16 protein-coding genes are annotated in these 19,503 nt (G+C 37.4%); 9 read left to right on the top strand and 7 right to left on the bottom strand.

Translation table 11 applies throughout. The features are described from left to right. The first annotated feature begins 193 nt into the window (after positions 1-193). Positions 194-1,396: a pyridoxal phosphate-dependent aminotransferase gene (locus tag FS875_RS01190; protein WP_144751911.1), complete on the top strand. Its 1,203-nt coding sequence runs from the start codon at positions 194-196 to the stop codon at positions 1,394-1,396. Between the two features lie 1,548 nt (positions 1,397-2,944). Here the strand turns inward: FS875_RS01190 and FS875_RS01185 are convergent. Further along, entirely contained in the window at positions 2,945-3,850 is a 906-nt protein-coding gene (locus FS875_RS01185; protein WP_144751908.1) for a LysR family transcriptional regulator, read from the bottom strand. Between the two features lie 52 nt (positions 3,851-3,902). Then, a complete protein-coding gene (gene trxB / locus FS875_RS01180; RefSeq protein ID WP_144751904.1) occupies positions 3,903-4,859 on the bottom strand; it encodes a thioredoxin-disulfide reductase in 957 nt (318 codons plus the stop codon). A 310-nt stretch (positions 4,860-5,169) separates the two neighbouring features. Here trxB and FS875_RS01175 point away from each other — a divergent pair, with 310 nt between their 5' ends. Continuing rightward, positions 5,170-6,558 carry a TrkH family potassium uptake protein gene (locus FS875_RS01175; protein WP_144751901.1) on the top strand — a complete coding sequence of 463 codons (1,389 nt, stop codon included), beginning with the start codon at positions 5,170-5,172 and terminating at the stop codon, positions 6,556-6,558. A gap of 1,067 nt (positions 6,559-7,625) precedes the next feature. Here the strand turns inward: FS875_RS01175 and FS875_RS01170 are convergent. Together FS875_RS01170 and greA are read right to left on the bottom strand one after the other, a co-directional pair. Next, positions 7,626-8,684, bottom strand: a complete 1,059-nt coding sequence (locus FS875_RS01170) for a glycosyltransferase family 4 protein (RefSeq protein ID WP_144751898.1) — start codon at positions 8,682-8,684, stop codon at positions 7,626-7,628. Between the two features lie 13 nt (positions 8,685-8,697). Continuing rightward, complete coding sequence (greA, locus tag FS875_RS01165; RefSeq protein WP_005773808.1) at positions 8,698-9,171, bottom strand: transcription elongation factor GreA; 474 nt, start codon at positions 9,169-9,171, stop codon at positions 8,698-8,700. Positions 9,172-9,505: 334 nt separating this feature from the next. On the opposite strand from greA, the gene FS875_RS01160 reads away from it, so the two are divergent. The 3 genes from FS875_RS01160 to FS875_RS01150 all read left to right on the top strand — a co-directional run bounded on the left by FS875_RS01160 (position 9,506) and on the right by FS875_RS01150 (position 13,782). Next, positions 9,506-9,826, top strand: coding sequence for an SH3 domain-containing protein (locus FS875_RS01160; protein WP_207999941.1), 321 nt, complete (start codon positions 9,506-9,508; stop codon positions 9,824-9,826). Positions 9,827-10,086: 260 nt separating this feature from the next. Next, the gene (gene uvrB, locus FS875_RS01155) at positions 10,087-12,408 is read left to right on the top strand and encodes an excinuclease ABC subunit UvrB (protein WP_144751892.1); all 2,322 of its coding nucleotides are present in this window, start codon (positions 10,087-10,089) and stop codon (positions 12,406-12,408) included. Between the two features lie 699 nt (positions 12,409-13,107). Then, positions 13,108-13,782, top strand: a complete 675-nt coding sequence (locus tag FS875_RS01150) for a BA14K family protein (protein WP_144751889.1) — start codon at positions 13,108-13,110, stop codon at positions 13,780-13,782. Positions 13,783-13,849: 67 nt separating this feature from the next. Here FS875_RS01150 and FS875_RS01145 read toward each other — a convergent pair whose 3' ends face one another. Next, positions 13,850-14,500: an MBL fold metallo-hydrolase gene (locus FS875_RS01145; RefSeq protein WP_144751886.1), complete on the bottom strand. Its 651-nt coding sequence runs from the start codon at positions 14,498-14,500 to the stop codon at positions 13,850-13,852. Positions 14,501-14,652: 152 nt separating this feature from the next. Between FS875_RS01145 and FS875_RS01140 the strand changes: the two genes are divergently transcribed. Both FS875_RS01140 and FS875_RS01135 read left to right on the top strand, forming a co-directional pair. Further along, a complete protein-coding gene (locus FS875_RS01140; protein WP_144751883.1) occupies positions 14,653-15,363 on the top strand; it encodes a response regulator in 711 nt (236 codons plus the stop codon). 1 nt (position 15,364) lies between these two features. After that, positions 15,365-16,705 (top strand): ATP-binding protein, encoded by a 1,341-nt coding sequence (locus FS875_RS01135; RefSeq protein ID WP_144751880.1) that lies wholly within the window; start codon positions 15,365-15,367, stop codon positions 16,703-16,705. A 46-nt stretch (positions 16,706-16,751) separates the two neighbouring features. Here the strand turns inward: FS875_RS01135 and FS875_RS01130 are convergent, their stop codons facing one another. Beyond that, complete coding sequence (locus FS875_RS01130; protein WP_144751876.1) at positions 16,752-17,252, bottom strand: type III secretion system chaperone family protein; 501 nt, start codon at positions 17,250-17,252, stop codon at positions 16,752-16,754. A 371-nt stretch (positions 17,253-17,623) separates the two neighbouring features. Beyond that, the gene (locus FS875_RS01125) at positions 17,624-17,887 is read right to left on the bottom strand and encodes an accessory factor UbiK family protein (RefSeq protein ID WP_144751873.1); all 264 of its coding nucleotides are present in this window, start codon (positions 17,885-17,887) and stop codon (positions 17,624-17,626) included. A 306-nt stretch (positions 17,888-18,193) separates the two neighbouring features. On the opposite strand from FS875_RS01125, the gene lgt reads away from it, so the two are divergent. Both lgt and FS875_RS01115 read left to right on the top strand, forming a co-directional pair. After that, entirely contained in the window at positions 18,194-19,072 is an 879-nt protein-coding gene (gene lgt, locus FS875_RS01120) for a prolipoprotein diacylglyceryl transferase (RefSeq protein WP_144751870.1), read from the top strand. Then, a partial coding sequence (locus FS875_RS01115; protein ID WP_207999930.1) for an SAM-dependent methyltransferase occupies positions 19,047-19,503 on the top strand: 457 nt, incomplete at its 3' end. The genes lgt and FS875_RS01115, both read left to right, overlap by 26 nt.

Here is a 19,503-nt window from a genome sequence, read left to right as displayed (position 1 = left end):
AGATATTTCTATCCTTCCTCTAATACTTTTATAATCCTTAAAAGAAGAACTTCTGTCAAAATTCTCAAAAAATAATAATATAAAAACCCATATCAGAGTATTTTAAAAGTTTTTTATTGCATACAATATAATCTCTTATAGAATATTCTTAAAGCAATGATCATTTATTGATATAATATAAGGATTTTAAATTATGGCTTTTATTGCCGACAAGCTGTCTCGTATCAAACCTTCTGCAACAATTGCTGCTTCCCAAAAAGCGCGTCACTTAAAAACATTAGGGCGCGATGTTATTGCTTTAAGTGCTGGGGAACCAGACTTTGATACTCCAGACAACATCAAAAACGCGGCCATTGAAGCTATTCGAAGGGGAGAAACAAAATACCCTCCTATATCTGGAATTCCAGAATTGCGCCAAGCTATTTCTGCAAAGTTTAAAAGAGAAAATAACCTTCTTTATCAACCAGAGCAAATTATTGTTGGGACCGGTGGAAAACAAATTCTCTTTAATGCATTGATGGCAACGTTGAATAAAGGAGATGAAGTCATCATTCCATCCCCTTATTGGGTGAGTTATCCAGAAATGGTTGCACTTAATGATGGTACGCCTGTCTTTTTAGAAACAAAAGCTGAATTTTCTTATAAACTTCAACCACAAGAGCTCGAAGCGGCCATTACCCCCAAAACGAAATGGTTCATCTTTAATTCTCCTTCAAATCCATCAGGGGCCGCTTATACATATAATGAATTGAAAAAACTCACAGATGTTTTAGTAAAATATCCTCATGTCTCTATCCTTTCCGATGATATCTATGAACATCTCACGTATGAAGGTTTTACCTTTGTAACTCCCGCTCAAGTAGAACCAGCGCTTTATGAGCGTACACTCACAATGAATGGTGTTTCCAAAGCCTATGCGATGACGGGGTGGAGAATCGGTTATGCAGGGGGCCCACAAGAACTCATTAAAGCGATGGATATCATTCAAGGTCAGCAAACATCTGGTACGAGTGTTATTTCACAATGGGCTGCTGTTGAAGCACTCAATGGACCTCAAGACTTTATCACTAAAAATAAAAGTATTTTTCAAGCACGCCGTGATCTTGTTGTTTCCATGCTAAATCAAACTCCTGGTATTCATTGTCCAACACCTGAAGGTGCTTTTTATGTTTATCCTTCTTGCGCAGGACTTATTGGCAAGAAAACACCAAACGGTCAATATATCCAGAATGATGAAGATTTTGCTATAGCGCTTCTAGAAACAGAAGCTGTTGCTGTCGTCCAAGGATCTGCTTTTGGACTTGAACCCGCTTTTCGTATTTCCTATGCAATATCAGAAAAATTACTTGAAGAAGCTTGCACACGTATCCAACGTTTTTGTAATAGTTTAATTTAAAATTTTTAACATCATCTCTTATGAGAGTTTTTGCCGAATATAACTCTATCCAATAAAATATTGAAAGCTATATTAAGGACAAAGTCTATCGATTCAGCAAAAATATTCATGAGTAAGCATAACAAAAAATAGAAGCTGCAGATAAAAATCAAAAAAATCCAGCGATCAAATAAATAAATCAGTCTATTGTCATGAGAGATGAAAAACCTGGTTAGCTTTCTCTATCCAATTTATAACACTAAAAAGACCTCGTACTTTTAAACATAATCGTCCTGTATAATGAAACCTTTTCTATTTCTCAGCTTTCTTTTCGCCAGAAAATAAAGAAGAGTCTATCCTCTCCGTTATGTAAATAGTTCAATTTTTCTTAAATTTTTGCTGCTAACCACTTAATTAACTTTATAGGTTTTATGAACAAGCCCTTAATATTCATTCTCATACTCTCATAAAAAACACTCATGTATAAAGTTTTACATGCTTTATATCACACCCCTAAAGACAGTGTTTTTATAGTACAATAGAATAAACCTCTCTTAAATTCCTCGTTGAGCTTTAATATACTTAAAAAATTTGTTGGATATACATAAGTTTTGAAATTTTCTCTTATCAATCTTCCCATGCATCGCAATTTCTAGGCAGTCTTTTAAGCATAAAAAAAAGCCGGACAAATGTCCGGCAAATTTAGAAAATCCTCAGAGATAAAATCAATCTGACAGATCTTCGTAAGGGAACACTCAAGAAAATGCAATGGGAGGCAACATAATCAAGAGATAACATTCTATGTCATTTTATAAGCAGAAGCACAATAAAGACTTAAGCGTATCTGCTATGCAATAAACACATAGCTTTATTTTTTTAATCTCGTATCTCTTTATAATTAAATAGGAAGAGGTCATCCTCATACGATTATCCAATTTTTAATGTTATAACAGCCTTCACATTTGAACGTATTTACAAAAAGATGTTTTATCCCTTTTTGTAAAAATATTTATCCACACAAACGTCTTCTATTGTATGGCCTAAAATAGTTTGAGAAACCTTATAAGGGGTGTCGATTGTTTCAGCAAGCTAATCCCATAAACTAGAGTGAAACCCATGCAAACAAGCTCCACGTTTATTTTTTCATATAATTTGACATACAGCTCTCAGCAAAGTAACCGCAACCTCTAACAGAAAAAAACATTATGGGATAACAGGCGCACTTGTTTTAAAGAGACATCTTTCAAAACCCTCATCCCCCATCTCGCGATAGCGCCATGTGAATATTATAACGATAAAGCCATTAAATCCCTCTATCTTTACACTTGTGAAGGAGTAAAACGGCACTATATTACACGCACTTTACCTGCCCTAAATGTTTCAACAGCCCTTGGTACTTAAAACAGTTCAAAAGAAGTATGCTTTTTTTGTACAATTTTTATTCCCATGTCTCACCCGCTTGTGACATGTTCGTAAATAAGTTGATTGATTCGATATAAATAGATTTGAAATGAAAGAAGCTTAAGGTGCAAAACAACTCATTGTTGCTTATAAATTAAGGCATGAATATTAAAAAGACCACTGACGTGCTTTTAAAAAAATATAATCTCGAAAAGCATTCAACCTTGCCAAATTCTTTAAATTATAAGGATAACAAAAAAAAGTATCAAAAGAAGGAATATCAACCATATCAGGAAAAAGGCGTACCAAGCGCTCATCATTATTGACGATATAATCAGGTAGCACAGCAATTCCAAGATCACGCATAAGCGCATTCTTTATTGAAATAATATTGTTGATTTGTAAGACTGAAACACGCAATGATCCATCACTTCTACCGGCCTTTTCCAACCAATTTAAACCAGACAAATAAGGAGGAACAGGTTCACCAAATGAAATAATACGATGTTCATCGAGCTCAGACAATTTTTCCGGTTTTCCATAATTTGCAATATACTTTTCCGAAGCATAAACATGCATATGAATTGTAAAGAGTTTTCTTTGTATAAGATCGGGTTGTTGGGGTTGATGGAGGCGGACAGCACAATCAGCATGACACATTGTCAAATCAAGCTCTTCATCAGAAAGTAAAAGCTGAACCTGCATATCAGGATAAAGACTAAGAAATTCTGGCATACGCTCTGCAATCCACCCTGCCCCCATTCCAAAGGTCGAGGTTACACGTAAATGCCCTGTTGGTTTTGCATAGCTTTCACTTAATTGCAAACGTACACTTTCAAGCTTCATCAAAACATCATGAGCTGTACGATAAAGAGTTTCCCCCTGTTCCGTAAGAATCAAACCACGCGCATGACGCAGGAATAAAGATACCCCAACCTCTTGTTCTAAAGCCGATACCTGTCGGGAAACTGCTGATTGAGATAAATGAAGCTTTTGAGCAGCATGCGTAAAAGATCCCGCTTCTGCTGCTGCGTGAAAAACCCTTAATTTATCCCAATCCAACGGTGGCGCCACAATTAATCCTACCTAAATTAATCCTACCTCTAGATTTTCTATCAATGAATTATTAACGCTTAAGCATATCTAAAAACCGTTCAGCTTCCAATGCTGCCATACATCCCCTTCCTGCGGCTGTTACAGCTTGGCGGAATGTTTCATCTGTTACATCCCCTGCTGCAAAAACACCAGCAATACTTGTTGCTGTTGAATCTGGTTCCGTCCATAAATAGCCGCCTCGTTTTTGTTTCAGTTGCCCTTCAAATAGAGAAACAGCAGGATCATGCCCAATGGCAATAAATATTCCTTCTGCTTCCACTTGCATCTCATGACCTGTTTTAACATTTTTCAAACGTGCCCCTGTTACAACAGCGCCCTTTTCCCCCTGAGCTGGGAGCCCCACAATTTCTTCAACCACATGATCCCAAAGAACACGTACATTATTACAAGCAAATAACCTATCTTGCAAAATTTTCTCTGCCCGAAACTGTTCTCGCCGATGAACCACGCTTACACTTTTTGCTATATGCGATAAATAAAGGGCCTCTTCAACGGCCGTATTTCCTCCCCCTACAACAATAACATCCTTACCCCGATAAAAAAAGCCATCACATGTAGCACAAGCAGAAACACCACCGCCCATAAAGGTCTGTTCACTTTCTAAACCAAGCCAGCGCGCTTGGGCTCCTGTTGCAATAATCAGTGCATCACAAGAATATTGTGTTCCTGAATCCCCATATAAGACAAAAGGATACTTCAATAAATCTGCCTTTGTAATCGTATCATAGACAATTTTTGTCCCCATATTCTCAGCTTGTTTTGCCATTTGTTCCATCAACCACGGTCCTTGAATGGGGGTAGCAAAACCTGGATAATTTTCTACATCCGTTGTGATTGTTAATTGCCCCCCTTGCTGCAAACCTGTCACTAAAACCGGCTGGAGCATTGCTCTTGCCGCATAAACCGCCGCTGTATAACCAGCCGGACCTGAACCAATAATCAGCAGACGAGTATGCGATTGTACCATTAAATTCCCTTTATTTTTTACAACTTAATAATTCTATAAACTTTAACGGAATGTAAGCCTTTTAAAAAAATATTTTTCAATAGGCTCAATTATGTTATATGTACCTCTTTTCAAGTTTTATGAAAAGGTCTAGTTATCATTCATCAAGGCATACTAATGTTTAAGGGTTAATCTTTATCCTATAAAGAAAAAAACGTAAATTCTTATGAGCACAAAACTATAATAAAAAGAGATACAAAGATAGGGAACGGTCATTTTTCAGTTTATTATCAATGTCTGTGCACGTTTTGCGTTGATCATGGGAGGAGCGATGCTTTTGCCAATTTTGGTGGATTTGCATGACAATAACCATAATTGGATAATCTTTCTCTATTCTTGTGCCATAACCACCATGTTAGCAACGCTGATTCTTTTAGCAACGAAGGGGGCTACTTGTCGTTTTTCAGCACGGCTTGGTTTTATGCTCACTGTTTGTCTTTGGCTTACAGGAAGCATTGTAGGTGCTTTGCCTCTTTATCTTTCTCCTCTTCCCATTTCTCTAGCAGGAGCCATTTTTGAATCTGTTTCGGGAATTACAACAACAGGCTCTACAGTTCTTTCTGGTCTTGATCATTTATCGCGAAGTATTTTGTTATGGCGCTCTCTCATATGCTGGATTGGAGGAATCGGTTTTATCGGTTTAGCTCTCTTACTTTTGCCTTCACTACGTGTAGGTGGCGTGCGACTTTTTCATATGGAATCATCTGATAAATCTGAAAAAATATTGCCTCGCATCAATCAAATTGCTAACGGAATTATCATCGCTTATGTTGGACTCACATTGGCTTGTATGCTTTCTTATTTTGCTGCGGGCATGAATTTATTTGATGCCATTAACCATGCAATGAGTACAGTCGCAACTGCTGGTTTTTCAACGCATGATGCTTCTTTTGGCTATTTTTCTGATACACCAGCCATCTTAATTACTTCAACAATCTTTATGTTGCTTTCTGCTTTACCCTTCGTACTTTATGTTAAATTAATCCTTCCTGGGCACTCAAAACGTTTCCTTGACCCACAAGTGATTGTTTTTCTTCATATCGTTATTCTTTTCAGCTTTGCTTTAGCAGCGTGGCTACGATTTCATGATCATCGCGCTTTCCACTTGATTTTTCTTGATGTCATTTTTCATCTTTCATCCATTATTAGCACCACAGGTTACAGCGCTGAAGATTATCAACTTTGGGGGCCCTTTGCGCTTGGAATTTTCTTAATTGTTTCTTTTACAGGCGGATGTGCTGGTTCTACTTCTGGTGGCATGAAAATCAATCGCCTCATTATTCTTTGGCGTATTACACAAACAAATATAGAAAAACTTCTTTCTCCTAATGTTGTTGTAAAAGCGCGCTACGATCACTCAAATATATCAAACGATGTTGCCCAAGCCGTTTTATTTTTTGTCTGTCTTTATATGTTCTGCCTTGTTATTGGCTCTGCACTTTTGCTTACAACCGGTCTTGATTTTACCTCTGCCTTTACAGGAGTCTTAACAGCACTTTCAAATGTTGGTCCAGGCTTTGGAGATATTATTGGTCCTGTTGGGAATTTCTCTACAATCAACGATAATGCTTTATGGATTTTAAGTTTTCTAATGTTAGCTGGACGCCTTGAAATCATAACAATATTCGTCCTTTTTATTCCCGCTTTCTGGCGTGAATAATTCTAATGCATAGAGCATTTCATTCTACTATGATAAAAAATTGACAAGATAAAAAGGCGTGAACAATACGCAGAATAATATTCAACTTTCAATCGGAAGATTTTCTAAAATTTTAAATATCATATAAATGATTAATGTACAAATATTTCGGAAAAAACAATTAAGTATCAACAGCTTTGAAAGCCATAACGTATAGCACTTTACATTACATTCTTGAGCTTCTTTATCAAATAAAATGGAGCCATAGAATATCCTTTTTTACGAATAATCGCTCATATAAAAAATATGAATATTTGATAATAAAAATGCTTTTTCTCTAATAAGTCATGGCCTTATAAAAAAATACCATTTATTATCAATTCACTAGCGTATTAAAAAAACACCTAATGGTACTCATCACCCCCATTTCACAACAATCTTCATAAAAAGTATAAAAATCTCTTTATAGCTTTTCTTTAATAATTTTTATCCACCAATGCTATCCTCCAATTGTGATGTGTAAGAGGACAGCTCTCATTAATTTAATAAAAACAAATTTGATACGTAAAAACCTTAAGGTATTATGCGAATTGCAAAGGTAAATTATCTATATGAATCAATATATTGATCTTAGATTTGTCTTATTATGAATTTATTGAAATTATGTATGACTATTTTATCCATGGAGAGATCATCATTATCTTTTTTAAGAGAAGAAAGCACTTTTTTGCTCTCTATTTAAGTCTTACAAAACAAACAATATAAGTACAAAACTGTTAAGATAGTCCATAAATCTATAGATTTGTAGGTGACGCACCGTTTTCTTATTCTAAAATATTACTAGAATAAAAATAGCTTTCCTCCTTTCTCGTATGCTTTATCATACATAATCCTCATATCGCGTTCAAGCGTATACATTTTTAAACTTTTTTATTTAAATTTTGAAAAATTCTTATAGCATTCTACTAAAGACAAAATAAATTTTGTAAAATAACATTTATATCTTTAAGCTATTTTCTTGATAATTGCAAAATAACCTGTAAGGAACGCACTTGTTATCATTCCTTAAGAAGATTTTCGATATAATATTAAAGTGCTTTTTCCGCAAATAGTTCTTCGTAAACACTTTCAATCTCGCTTGCTTCTTTTTCCAAAGGAAAGTGGGTACGAACATGTGCTAAAGCTTTTTCCCCTGCTGCCATTGTTTTTTCTAAATCAGCCAAATAAGGCTCAATTGCTGCCGTTAAAGCAGCCCCATCTCCTGCTTTAACAACTGTTCCTGTTCCTTCCACAACCAATTCTTGATAAGCTCCCGCATCACTCGCTACAACAGCTGTCTGTGATGCCATAGCCTCCAAGGGTGTTAAGCCAAAACCTTCTGTACGAGAAGGTGCGACATACAATGACAAACGGCGGTACCACAAAGGTGTATTGAGCAGCTCACCAAGAAAAACAATGCGCTCTTCTAGACCGGCATCTGCAATCTTCTGGTGCATTTTTTTTTCAAAGTTATAATATTGTTCTGTTGTCCGACCAGCAATAAGTGCTGTCCACTCAGGATAGCGTGGTAATAGAGCAATCATTGCCTCGACAAACAAATCAGTCCCTTTTGAAGAGCGCACACGTCCAAAACACCCAACGGCATATTTTCCAGGAAGTCCTGAAGAAGAAAAGCGATCATCAAGAGTTTTAGGTGGTGAAAAACGCCTAACATCAATCCCATGCATAATAACTCTATAAGGCACTTCTAGATAAGATCCTGTCTGTACACTAGTAGCAATCACCCTATCCATACGCCGAAGCAACCACTTGGTAAAAGACTTATGATGACGTTGAGAAGCGGATGTAAAAACGAGTTTCAACTTCATTTTCAAAATATCGCGCAAAAAGATCCCACAAAGCATCTCAATATTGCGCCTTGCATGCCAAATACGAAACGGCTTGCCTTTCGGACTTTTCCAAAGCCCGAAAAGGTCCCGAAAGCCAAGAGCTGGCAAATTCTCTGGAAGCCCAAACCCCAAAGTAGATATACGTACCCCTTGCTCTTGCAGCAATGGAACGAGTTGAATAACCGTAGATGTCACTCCGGACAAACGTTTTTTAAAGTGAGGAGCAATAACCTCTGTTTCTTGCAAAGATACACGCATAACTATGAGATATCTAGATGTATTGAACCTTAATGATTTCGTAATTATGCGCACCACCTGGGGCATTCACTTCAATAACATCCCCCTCTTGCTTGCCAATAAGGGCACGTGCAATCGGTGAAGAAATAGAGATTTTACCAATCTTTACATCAGCTTCTTGATCCCCTACAATTTGGTACACTTTTTTTTCTTCAGTATCCTCATCTAAAAGTTTAATAGTCGCTCCAAATTTGATCTTATCGCCTGAAAGACGAGAGACGTCTATAACTTCTGCCCTTGCGATATAATCTTCAAGCTCATTGATACGCCCCTCATTATGGCTTTGTGCTTCTTTAGCAGCATGATATTCGGCGTTTTCTGACAAATCACCATGGGCACGCGCTTCAGAAATTGCTTCAATAATTCGTGGACGTTCCTGTTGTTGACGCCAACGCAATTCTTCCTTAAGACTTTCAAAGCCAGCTGTAGTCATCGGAACTTTTTCCATAATCCGTCCCTTTCTATTACACGGAAGGTTTAATAAAAATACAAAAAACGGCTTCCAAAATTACTTTTGGAATCCGAAAACTACGATCTTCTCCATTATATAGCACAGTATGCCTGTTTTCCATATAAAAATAAATAAAGAGAACAAAACATGCACTAATAGTGTTTAAAACATCTCATTTTGGTGCTTAAAATATTAAACTTCGCTCTCCTCTTTAAAGTCTCATAAAAAAGAAAGAATTGTAATTTTCTTTATTTTATCATAGTCTAGAAAAAGAAATCTTATGAGATACGAAGAGAGAAGGATAATTTCTAAAGAAATTCTTTGCAGAAAAATGAAAAAATTCGTCATTTTTTTTGTGTTTGGCTCTTTCTTTTTAGCCACAACAATATCTAAAGCAGCAGATGCCTTTGTAATAACAAATCTTAATTTTAGAACAGGACCCAGTACTCAGTACGCAGTTTGTGGCTTAATCTCTGCTGGAGAATTGGTTTTTGTTAAAAACTGTGAAGGAAATTGGTGCCATATCCGACACAACGCTCAAATAGGGTGGGTATCATCTCGTTATCTTTCATTTAAAGATGGCAATGACCTTTATCACACCTACACAATGTCTTTAGTTCCAAAACAGGCCACACATGATCATTCTCCATAACAGCCATGATAACTCATGCCCTCTTGAAGATCATCGTGGCAAGAATGCAATAGTGTCCTACGAGCGACTACAAAGATATCGCCTCCAAAGAAACATTTTAAAGGATTCATCTCACAAAAAAACTTTATTAATATACTCATGAAAGAGCCAGTAACCCACAACAAACCTGTGCAATAAAGTTTTGCCGCTATCGTAATGAAATTATAAAAATTAGTATTCCCTTTAAAATCACCAGAACTTTTCTATTAAAGGATACAACAATGAAAAATGGTGTCACAGCAACAGTAGAAGCTCTTTCTGCTCTCATTGCTTCAGGTAATCCTCTTTTTAAGAATGGCGCATTATGGACACCACACCGCCCTGTACGTCCTGAAAAATCTGAAGGAGGGATTCCATTTCAACTCGAAACATCCTTTAAAGCAGCGGGAGATCAACCCCAAGCCATTAAAGCTCTGGTTGAGGGCATTGAAAAAGATGAACGGACACAGGTGCTTTTAGGGGTTACTGGCTCAGGAAAGACCTATACGATGGCAAAAGTCATTGAAAAGACCCAGCGTCCAGCTCTCATTTTAGCGCCAAACAAAACGCTCGCAGCACAACTTTATGGAGAATTTAAAAGTTTTTTTCCTCACAATGCTGTTGAATATTTTGTTTCTTATTATGACTATTATCAGCCAGAAGCCTATGTTGCACGCTCTGATACTTATATTGAAAAAGAATCCTCTACGAATGAACAAATAGACCGTATGCGTCATGCTGCAACACGTGCTGTGTTAGAGCGTGATGACGTCATTATTGTGGCATCTGTATCCTGTATCTACGGAATTGGTTCGGTAGAAACCTATACCGCCATGACTTTACAAATACAAAAAGGGGACAAACTCAATCAGCGAAAACTTCTCGCTGATTTAGTTTCTCAACAATATTACCGACAAGATATAAACTTTGTTCGTGGTTCTTTTCGTGTTCGAGGAGATACAATTGAAATTTTTCCTGCCCATCTTGAAGATCGTGCTTGGCGACTTTCGCTGTTTGGCGATGAAGTAGAAACAATTACTGAATTTGATCCTCTTACAGGACAAAAAACAGCAGCTCTTCAATCCATTAAAATTTATGCCAATTCACACTACGTCATACCGCGGCCAACACTCAATCAAGCAATGAAAGCCATTAAAACGGAACTGGTTCAACGTCTTGACGAATTAAACGCAGCAGGACGCCTTTTAGAAGCGCAACGTTTAGAACAACGCACAATGTTTGATTTAGAAATGCTAGAAACGACTGGCTCATGCGCTGGAATTGAAAATTATTCACGCTATTTAACAGGACGACAGCCTGGCGAACCACCACCAACCTTGTTCGAATATATTCCGAACAACGCTCTTGTTTTTATTGATGAAAGCCATGTAACAATTCCTCAAATTGGTGGCATGTATCGAGGCGACTTTCGCAGAAAAGCCACTCTAGCAGAATATGGCTTCCGCCTGCCCTCTTGTATGGACAATCGCCCTTTGCGCTTTGAAGAATGGGATGCTATGCGCCCACAAACCATCGCTGTCTCTGCCACACCTGGACGCTGGGAAATAGAACAATCTCACGGTATTTTTGCTGAACAAATTATTCGTCCAACAGGGCTTGTTGACCCACCAACAGAGGTACGTAAAGCCTCAACCCAAGTCGATGATGTTGTAAATGAAATTCGCAAAACAATTCAGAAAGGCTACCGTACCTTAGTCACTGTACTAACCAAACGTATGGCTGAAGATTTAACGGAATATCTTCATGAACAAGGCATTCGGGTACGTTATATGCATTCTGACATTGATACATTAGAGCGTATTGAAATTATTCGCGATCTCAGACTTGGTACCTTTGATGTTCTCATCGGCATTAACCTGCTTCGAGAAGGTCTAGATATTCCAGAATGTAGTTTTGTTGCCATTTTAGATGCCGACAAAGAAGGTTTTTTACGCTCTGAAACCTCGCTCATCCAAACCATCGGACGCGCGGCACGCAATGTAGATGGACGCGTTATTCTGTATGCGGATACTCTTACTGGCTCTATCGAGAGAGCCTTAAAAGAAACAGAAAGACGTCGAGAAAAACAGATAGCCTATAATGAAGAACACCATATCACCCCCACCAGTATCAAAAAAAATATCGGCGATATTCTCAATTCAGGAGGAGAAAACCACCATACTCCTACAAAACTTACTAATTTTATCACGCAAAACAATATGGTTGGCAATAATTTAACAAGCCATATTCAAAATCTCGAAAAATCAATGCGCCAAGCTGCCGCTGATCTAAACTTTGAAGAAGCAGCACGACTTCGTGATGAAATCAAACAACTACAGAAAATTGAACTGGAAATGGCGGACGATCATTTACCAGATCATAGTGTACAACCCATCCATGAACTTGGAACGCCATCAAATCTTTTCACAAAGCCAGATCTTGATCACATGGGGCCAACAATAGACACTGGTATTTTAGAGCAGCGAAAAGCAAAAAAAAAGCCTCACAAAAATATTCCAAACAAAACGACAAGAAACACAAAAAAAGTTCGTCCAAATCAATAAATGAAAGATATCAAACTGTTAAAATAAATCTTTGCTCTCTAAAGTCTTAATAAGATATCATCAATGTACAATAGCATCCCGTCAAATGAATACCTCAATTCAAGGTTTTTCTAATTGAGTAAGCAACATAACAAAGAAACACCTCTCATAATAATCTTCTGAAAAGAAGACCCTCCCCCTAAAAATATTTCTAAATTTTAAAGCCGTAACAACTAAATCAAAAATATCTTTTTCATATTCCTCCATATAGCTTAGCGCAGAGGATAAGCTAAACTTTTATAATTCAGGCTCTTACAAAGCTATCAAACAAGATAAAAATTCTTATAACTTATGCAAGTAAATAAGAATTTATGACGATAATATAACACTATAACAGAAAGAGTAATATCTGTTTTTCATACTGCTATCGTTTATTTTAAAAGTCTTCTTACAATAAAATAAAAATAAAAAATGTCATTTTACATCAAATTTTATTAACACTATCAACGTTAATAAAAATCGATACAGTCTTATAAATGAAAATAAATAGAATATATTTTAAAAACAAAATTTTGTCATGATTTTATGTTGATATCTATCCAGAAGTCTTTTTATTCGTTTTACCAAAGTAAATCAAAAATCGTTCAGATTGTGTTCAGTTTGATACGTATAGAATAAGAAAAAATGCGAATTTAAATTTACATAATAAGGAGCATCGCTATGAAAAAAATCATCAAATTAGCGGTAGTATCAGCAATGTCAAATGTCATTATTTTTACGCCACTAAGCGCAACACTTGCGGGTACAACATGGTATAAAGAAAAGATAAGCTCGTGGACCATGGAGGATACGGAAAAAAGAATAGACGAGCAAATGAAACGTATGAAGAGAGAAACTTATAACAGCTTCTCTTCTGAGTTTAAGCCTATTCATGCTTCTTATAATAATTCCTTCCATCATATGGAACATAGAAGGCGTGAACAAAACCATTATCATGTTGAGAAAAAAACATATCATTATTTTGAACGCAATAAAACAACACATAGTCATAATGACGCAGGTGATGCTTTAGCGATAGGAATTCTTGGTCTTGCTGCCGGTGCAATTCTTAGTAATATTTTCAAAAAACCAAAACAGCCACAAATTATCTACCAGAATCCACAACACCCCCAAGTGATTTATCAAGAAGATCCTCAAGTCATCTATCAGGAAGTTCCAACAAATCAGGTTATTTATGAAGTTCCATCAACCGCAACATATCAGCCTCTCCAGCAATCACAGGTTCACGATTGGCTTCAATATTGCAAGAAAAAATACCGTTCATTCAATCCCAGAACAGGTACTTTTCGGGGGAATGACGGTCGAGAGCACGTTTGTTATGCTCCATTAAATTAACTTCTTTTACACTTTACTAAAGAAATTTTAAGTAACCCAAAAAAACACTCTCAAGTGTTTTTTTGGGTTATGTGTTAAACTCTTGCAGGAAAGGATTCCGCAGGCGCTCATAACCTAAGTAGCTTCCTGGTCCATGCCCACAGATAAAACGGACATCATCACCTAAAGGCAAAACTTTTTCCCGAAGTGACTTCATCAACGCGTCATGAGAACAAAAGGGAAAGTCTGTACGTCCGATGGAACCACGAAAAAGCACATCACCCAAGAGAGCAAAACGTTGTTTTTCATTAAAATAAATGACATGCCCAGGAGAATGCCCCGGTGTATGAAAGACATTAAACACATGGCCAGCAAAATGAACGCTATCACCATCTTCTAACCATTGATCCGGAATACACACAGAAGCATTCACTATACCATAACTTCTTGCACTCTCAACCACAGCATCCATCACAGGCTTATCATCATGATGTGAACCAATAATTTTAACACCAAGTGCTTCTTTTACTTGCATTGCTGCCCCCACATGATCAAAATGACCATGTGTTATCCAAATTGCTTCAACGGTAATACCCTCTTTTTTAATGACTTCTTGAATTTGAGGCCAGTCCCCACCAGGATCCACGAGAACCCCTACTTTTTGTTCTTTATCGAAAAGTAGAGTACAATTTTGCTGAAAAGGTGTCACCGGAATAATATGTGTACTAAAACTGCTCATGTAATCCTTTTTAAAAAGAAATCCTTTAAAGCTTATTTTCTTCAAGCTTACAAGGAATATTTCCTTCCTTCTATAAGATAACCTGCTCGACAGCTTTATGCAACTTATGTAAAGTTAAATCTTTTAAAAACTTCGTTTAAAGGTTTTGAAGAATGACCAATCACGTTCAAGTTTTGTGTGACGATGCTCCTCACCTTCTTGTGATTGATGACGATACACGTATTCGTAATCTTTTATTCCAGTTTCTCATTAAAAATGGATTTCGTGTTTCAGTTTCAGCCAATGCCACGCAAGCAAGACGGCTATTGAAAAGTTTAGACTTTGACCTTCTTATCGTTGATGTCATGATGCCTGGTGAAAACGGTATTAATCTTACCCATTCACTGCGCCAAACAAAAGATGTTCCTATTCTTATGCTCACAGCTTTATCAGAAATAGATAGCCGTATCCGTGGATTAGAAGCAGGTGCAGATGATTATCTAGCAAAACCGTTTGATCCTCGTGAACTTCTCCTTCGTATTCACGCTATTTTACGGCGTGGTTTGCCACTAAACCAGCCCAAAATCGAACAGATTGTTTTTGGACCATATATCTTTTCTATTGCACGGCGCGAACTCAAAAGAGGAGGAGAAATTATTAAATTAACTGATAAAGAACAAAAAATAATGGTTATTTTTGCCGAAAATGCAGGGGATATCATTCCGCGCCATAAATTTGCAATGGATGATAAAAATATTGGCGAACGTGCCATTGATGTACAAATCAACCGCCTTCGCCGTAAAATTGAAGATAATCCAGCACTCCCGATATGGTTGCAAACCGTACGAGGGATAGGGTATAAACTTTCAATTGAACAAGCATAACATGATCAAATCTTCAAGAAAATTTGTCCGCTGGCTAACGAAGAAGATGCCAAAACGGCTTTATGCCCGCTCTTTGATCATTATTATCGCTCCCATGGTGCTTCTGCAAACGGTTATTGCTTATGTTTTTATGGAACGCCACTGGCAAATGGTAACGGAGCGTCTTTCAATGGCTGTCGTGCATGATATCTCAGCCATTATTGATATTATTGAAACATACCCGCAGCAAGATAACTATGAAGATATCAAACGTATTGCACAACAACGGATGGGATTAAACATGGCTATCCTGCCCCCTACGCCTCTTCCTCCTCCAGGACCAAAGCCGTTTTTTGCAATTCTTGATTACTTCCTCAGTGAAGAAATCACTCGTCAAATTAATCGTCCTTTCTGGATTGATACAGTAGGCGATTCTGATCTTGTTGAAATCCGCATCCACCTTGGTCACGCTATCTTACGCGTCTTCGCACCACGTAGCCAAGCCTATGCTTCTAATACTGCTATTTTTTTAAGCTGGATGGTCGGAACAGCTCTTTTTTTATTGCTGATAGCGATTTATTTTCTACGTAACCAAATTAAACCCATCCAACAATTGGCTGAAGCAGCAGAAAGTTTTGGACGTGGGCGCCCTTTACCTGAAGGATTTCAACCACAAGGGGCTGATGAAGTTCGCCGTGCTGGCATTGCATTTTTACGCATGCGCGAACGCATTGAACGGCAAATTGAACAACGTACCATGATGCTTTCAGGTGTAAGCCATGATTTAAGAACAATTCTCACACGTTTTAAACTTCAGCTCGCCTTAGCAAATACTGATTTTGATATTAAGCCCCTTGAGCAAGATGTGAGCGATATGCAAAATATGTTAGAAGATTATCTTGCTTTTGCCCGTGGCGAAGGAAATGAAAGCGTTAAAATTTTTGATTTAAGCACTCTCATGCAAAAATTTTCCACCGATGCGCATCTTCACAAACGTCAATTTTCCTACACCATTGAGGGTCCTACACAAATACAAGTACGCCCCCGTGCCTTCACGCGCTTGGTCAGCAATCTTGTCTCAAATGCATTTTATTATGGAAGGACCATTAAACTAACAGCCAACTCTCAAAAAGAATCCTTTATATTGATCATTGACGATGATGGGCCTGGAATTCATAAAGATATGCGTACAGAAGTTTTTAAGCCATTCTTCAGAATTGATAAAGCACGCAATCAAGATGAAAGCGGAACAGGGCTTGGCCTTTCTATTGCCCAAGACATAGCGCGCAGCCACGGAGGCAATATTCAATTAGATGACAGTCCTCTAGGGGGCTTACGTGCTATCATTGATATCCCCCTATGAGCAATCTTTCAGAAAACCGTCTATAAACAATAACAAACTTGATATTTTAAGCATTCCCTACAGTTTCAAACAAAGTGTATTGTAGTGCCTTGTAAGCGCTTTCTCCCGATAAAGCCACCATCTGAAAAGCAACATAATGGCTTTCACAGGCTTTCAAAGCGTGTATCAACAATGTTTCAACCTGTATATGAGATGGATGCACTCCACCAGCCAAAAGGAGACCTTGCCGATAAATAATCGAATTATTCCTCTGCCAGTAATCAAAGTGTCCCAACAACAGCTTTTCATTAATCGCTAATAATAAACGTTGTATTTCAGCTGTTCGAGCATTTTCAATAGAAAGCTCAAATGAACAAGCCAAATGTAATGCTTCCTGCTCTTCAATCCATGAAAAAGCAAGACGATAATTTGCCCGTTTTCCTTCCACACAAACGCTAATTTCATCTTGGGCATCCCGCTCAAACGACCAATCATATTCACAGGCAATCTGTTCGATAAAGTCAACAGGATGCTCTTTTCTTTTTGTGGCGCAAAATGCAAGCCTCATCACAATCCTCAATCATCTTAAAACATTGTCAACAGAATATAAACCGCTTGAATTGTAACAATATTTTGTCACAATCAGAACTTTTACACCAAACAAATACACATTAAAAACACCAACACTCCCCCCAGAACACAATCGTGCTCTTTAGGTCAACCTGATAATCATAAAACGAATCATCAAGTCTTTTCAGTGTATTGATACAATTTCATAGCGCCAGCCCCCCTGATTCAAAAAAATGTATTTTACCCCCAAAAAAATTAAAAATAAATACGCGCTCTACTCTAACAGACTCAAGATTAAGCATTTTTTAGTTTCAAACATCCCATTGAAAAATTGGGGATATTTTTTTGAAGATTCTTTTTTTAGAGAAATTATTTTTCTTTTTTTCGTGTCTGCTTTTTTTCTAAATCATCAAGACGCTTTTTCAAATCAGCATTATCAGCATGGATTTTCAGCACCATCTCCTTAAAAGTCTCAAATTCTTCACGTGAAACAAGATCAAGTTTGTTGGCTATCTTTTCAGCCTGCACACGAAAAGCTGTTCCAGCTTCACGTCGTATACCTTGCGCAACATCAGCAGCATCTGTTGCTAATTTTGCTAATTCATCAAGAATACGGTTTGATCCATTACGCATAACATTTTTCCTTAAATTTTAATATTGACACACGCATTATAGCGTATTCTCATAACATTTAGATACTGTAATTTGTTCCTTTTATCCTATTTTTACCCTATTGTGCAGATTTTTCATGATGAGTTTGTTTGAAAATTTTTATATTCCTTTTTATCACCATAATTTTTCACCACGATAAATAATTAGAAATTTATTCCTCTTTCTAACTTATCGTCTTCCTGACTTGACCATTGTGCATTCATCTGTCATTCCTGACCATCAGAGTCACTTCATATCCATCTTATATAATGTTAAAGTGCTTAATTCATGAACAATCTTGTCTGTCCAGCCATTGCTTTTCCATCTTTTCTTGATCCTGTCATTATCCAGCTAGGCCCCATAACACTTCATTGGTATGGGCTTGGTTATGTTGTGGGTATTCTTTTTGCTTGGTGGTATGCACAAAAATTATTAAAAGAACCGTCTCTATGGCATAAAAACCATCCTCCCATGAATAAGGAAAAGATAGGAGATTTTGTTGTTTGGTCTGCTATCAGTGTTGTTGTTGGTGGACGCTTAGGACAAGTTCTTGTATGGGATCCCATTTATTATTTTAGCCATCCAAGTGCTATCATCGCAGTGTGGGATGGAGGAATGTCTTTTCATGGTGGTCTCATTGGCATTATCATTGCAATGATTTTGTTCGCCCGTAAAAATAACATCAAGATACGAGCAATGTTTGATATCATTGCTGCTGGTGCACCTATCGGTATCGGTATTGTAAGGATATGCAATTTCATTAACCAAGAATTATGGGGTAATGTTACAATACAATCTTGGGCCGTCTGTTTTCCCTTAGATCCTGACTATTTACCGCGCCATCCAAGCCAACTTTACGAAGCATTTATGGAAGGATTCCTTCTTTTCCTCATTCTCTTCATTGTTATTTTTGCTTTCAAAGCACTCAAACGCTCTGGCGTTGTATCAGGAATATTTATTATAGGTTATGCAATAGCACGCAGCATCTCAGAAGTTTACCGTGCTCCCCAAGAAGATCCAGAATGGTTTTCTACCCTTTTTCATTCTACTGGTTTTACCTACGGTATGGCTCTATCCCTTCCTATGTTCCTTTTAGGAGGATATCTCCTCCTTCAAGCTTTCAAAGAAAAATCTAGCAAAAATGGCGACCCTGAAAGAAAAAATTAAGAAAATCATTGCGCTTCATGGCCCAATCTCTGTCAGTCAATATATGACGCTAGCACTCACAGACCCTCAATTTGGCTATTATCGAACACAAACACCCTTTGGAAGCGCCGGTGATTTCATAACAGCTCCTGAAATAAGCCAATTATTTGGAGAAATGATTGGTATTTGGCTTCTCGCAAGCTGGAAAGCTCATGGTCACCCTCACCCTTTTATTATTGCAGAAATAGGTCCAGGACGTGGAACTTTAATGAGTGATATTTTGCGAACCATGCAAAAATTATCTTCAACCGCGTTTAATTCTGCCGAAATTTTTCTTATTGAAATAAGTGAAAAGCTCGCCAAAGAACAAAAAAAATCTCTTGCTCCTTATCAAAAACAAATCCATCTCATTGAAAATTTTAATCAAATTCCTTCAAAACCACTTTTTTTCA

Source organism: Bartonella saheliensis (genome assembly GCF_902162175.1).
The sequence above is the reverse complement of the archived record's forward strand: the minus strand, read 5'-3'. Positions and strand labels throughout refer to the sequence as shown.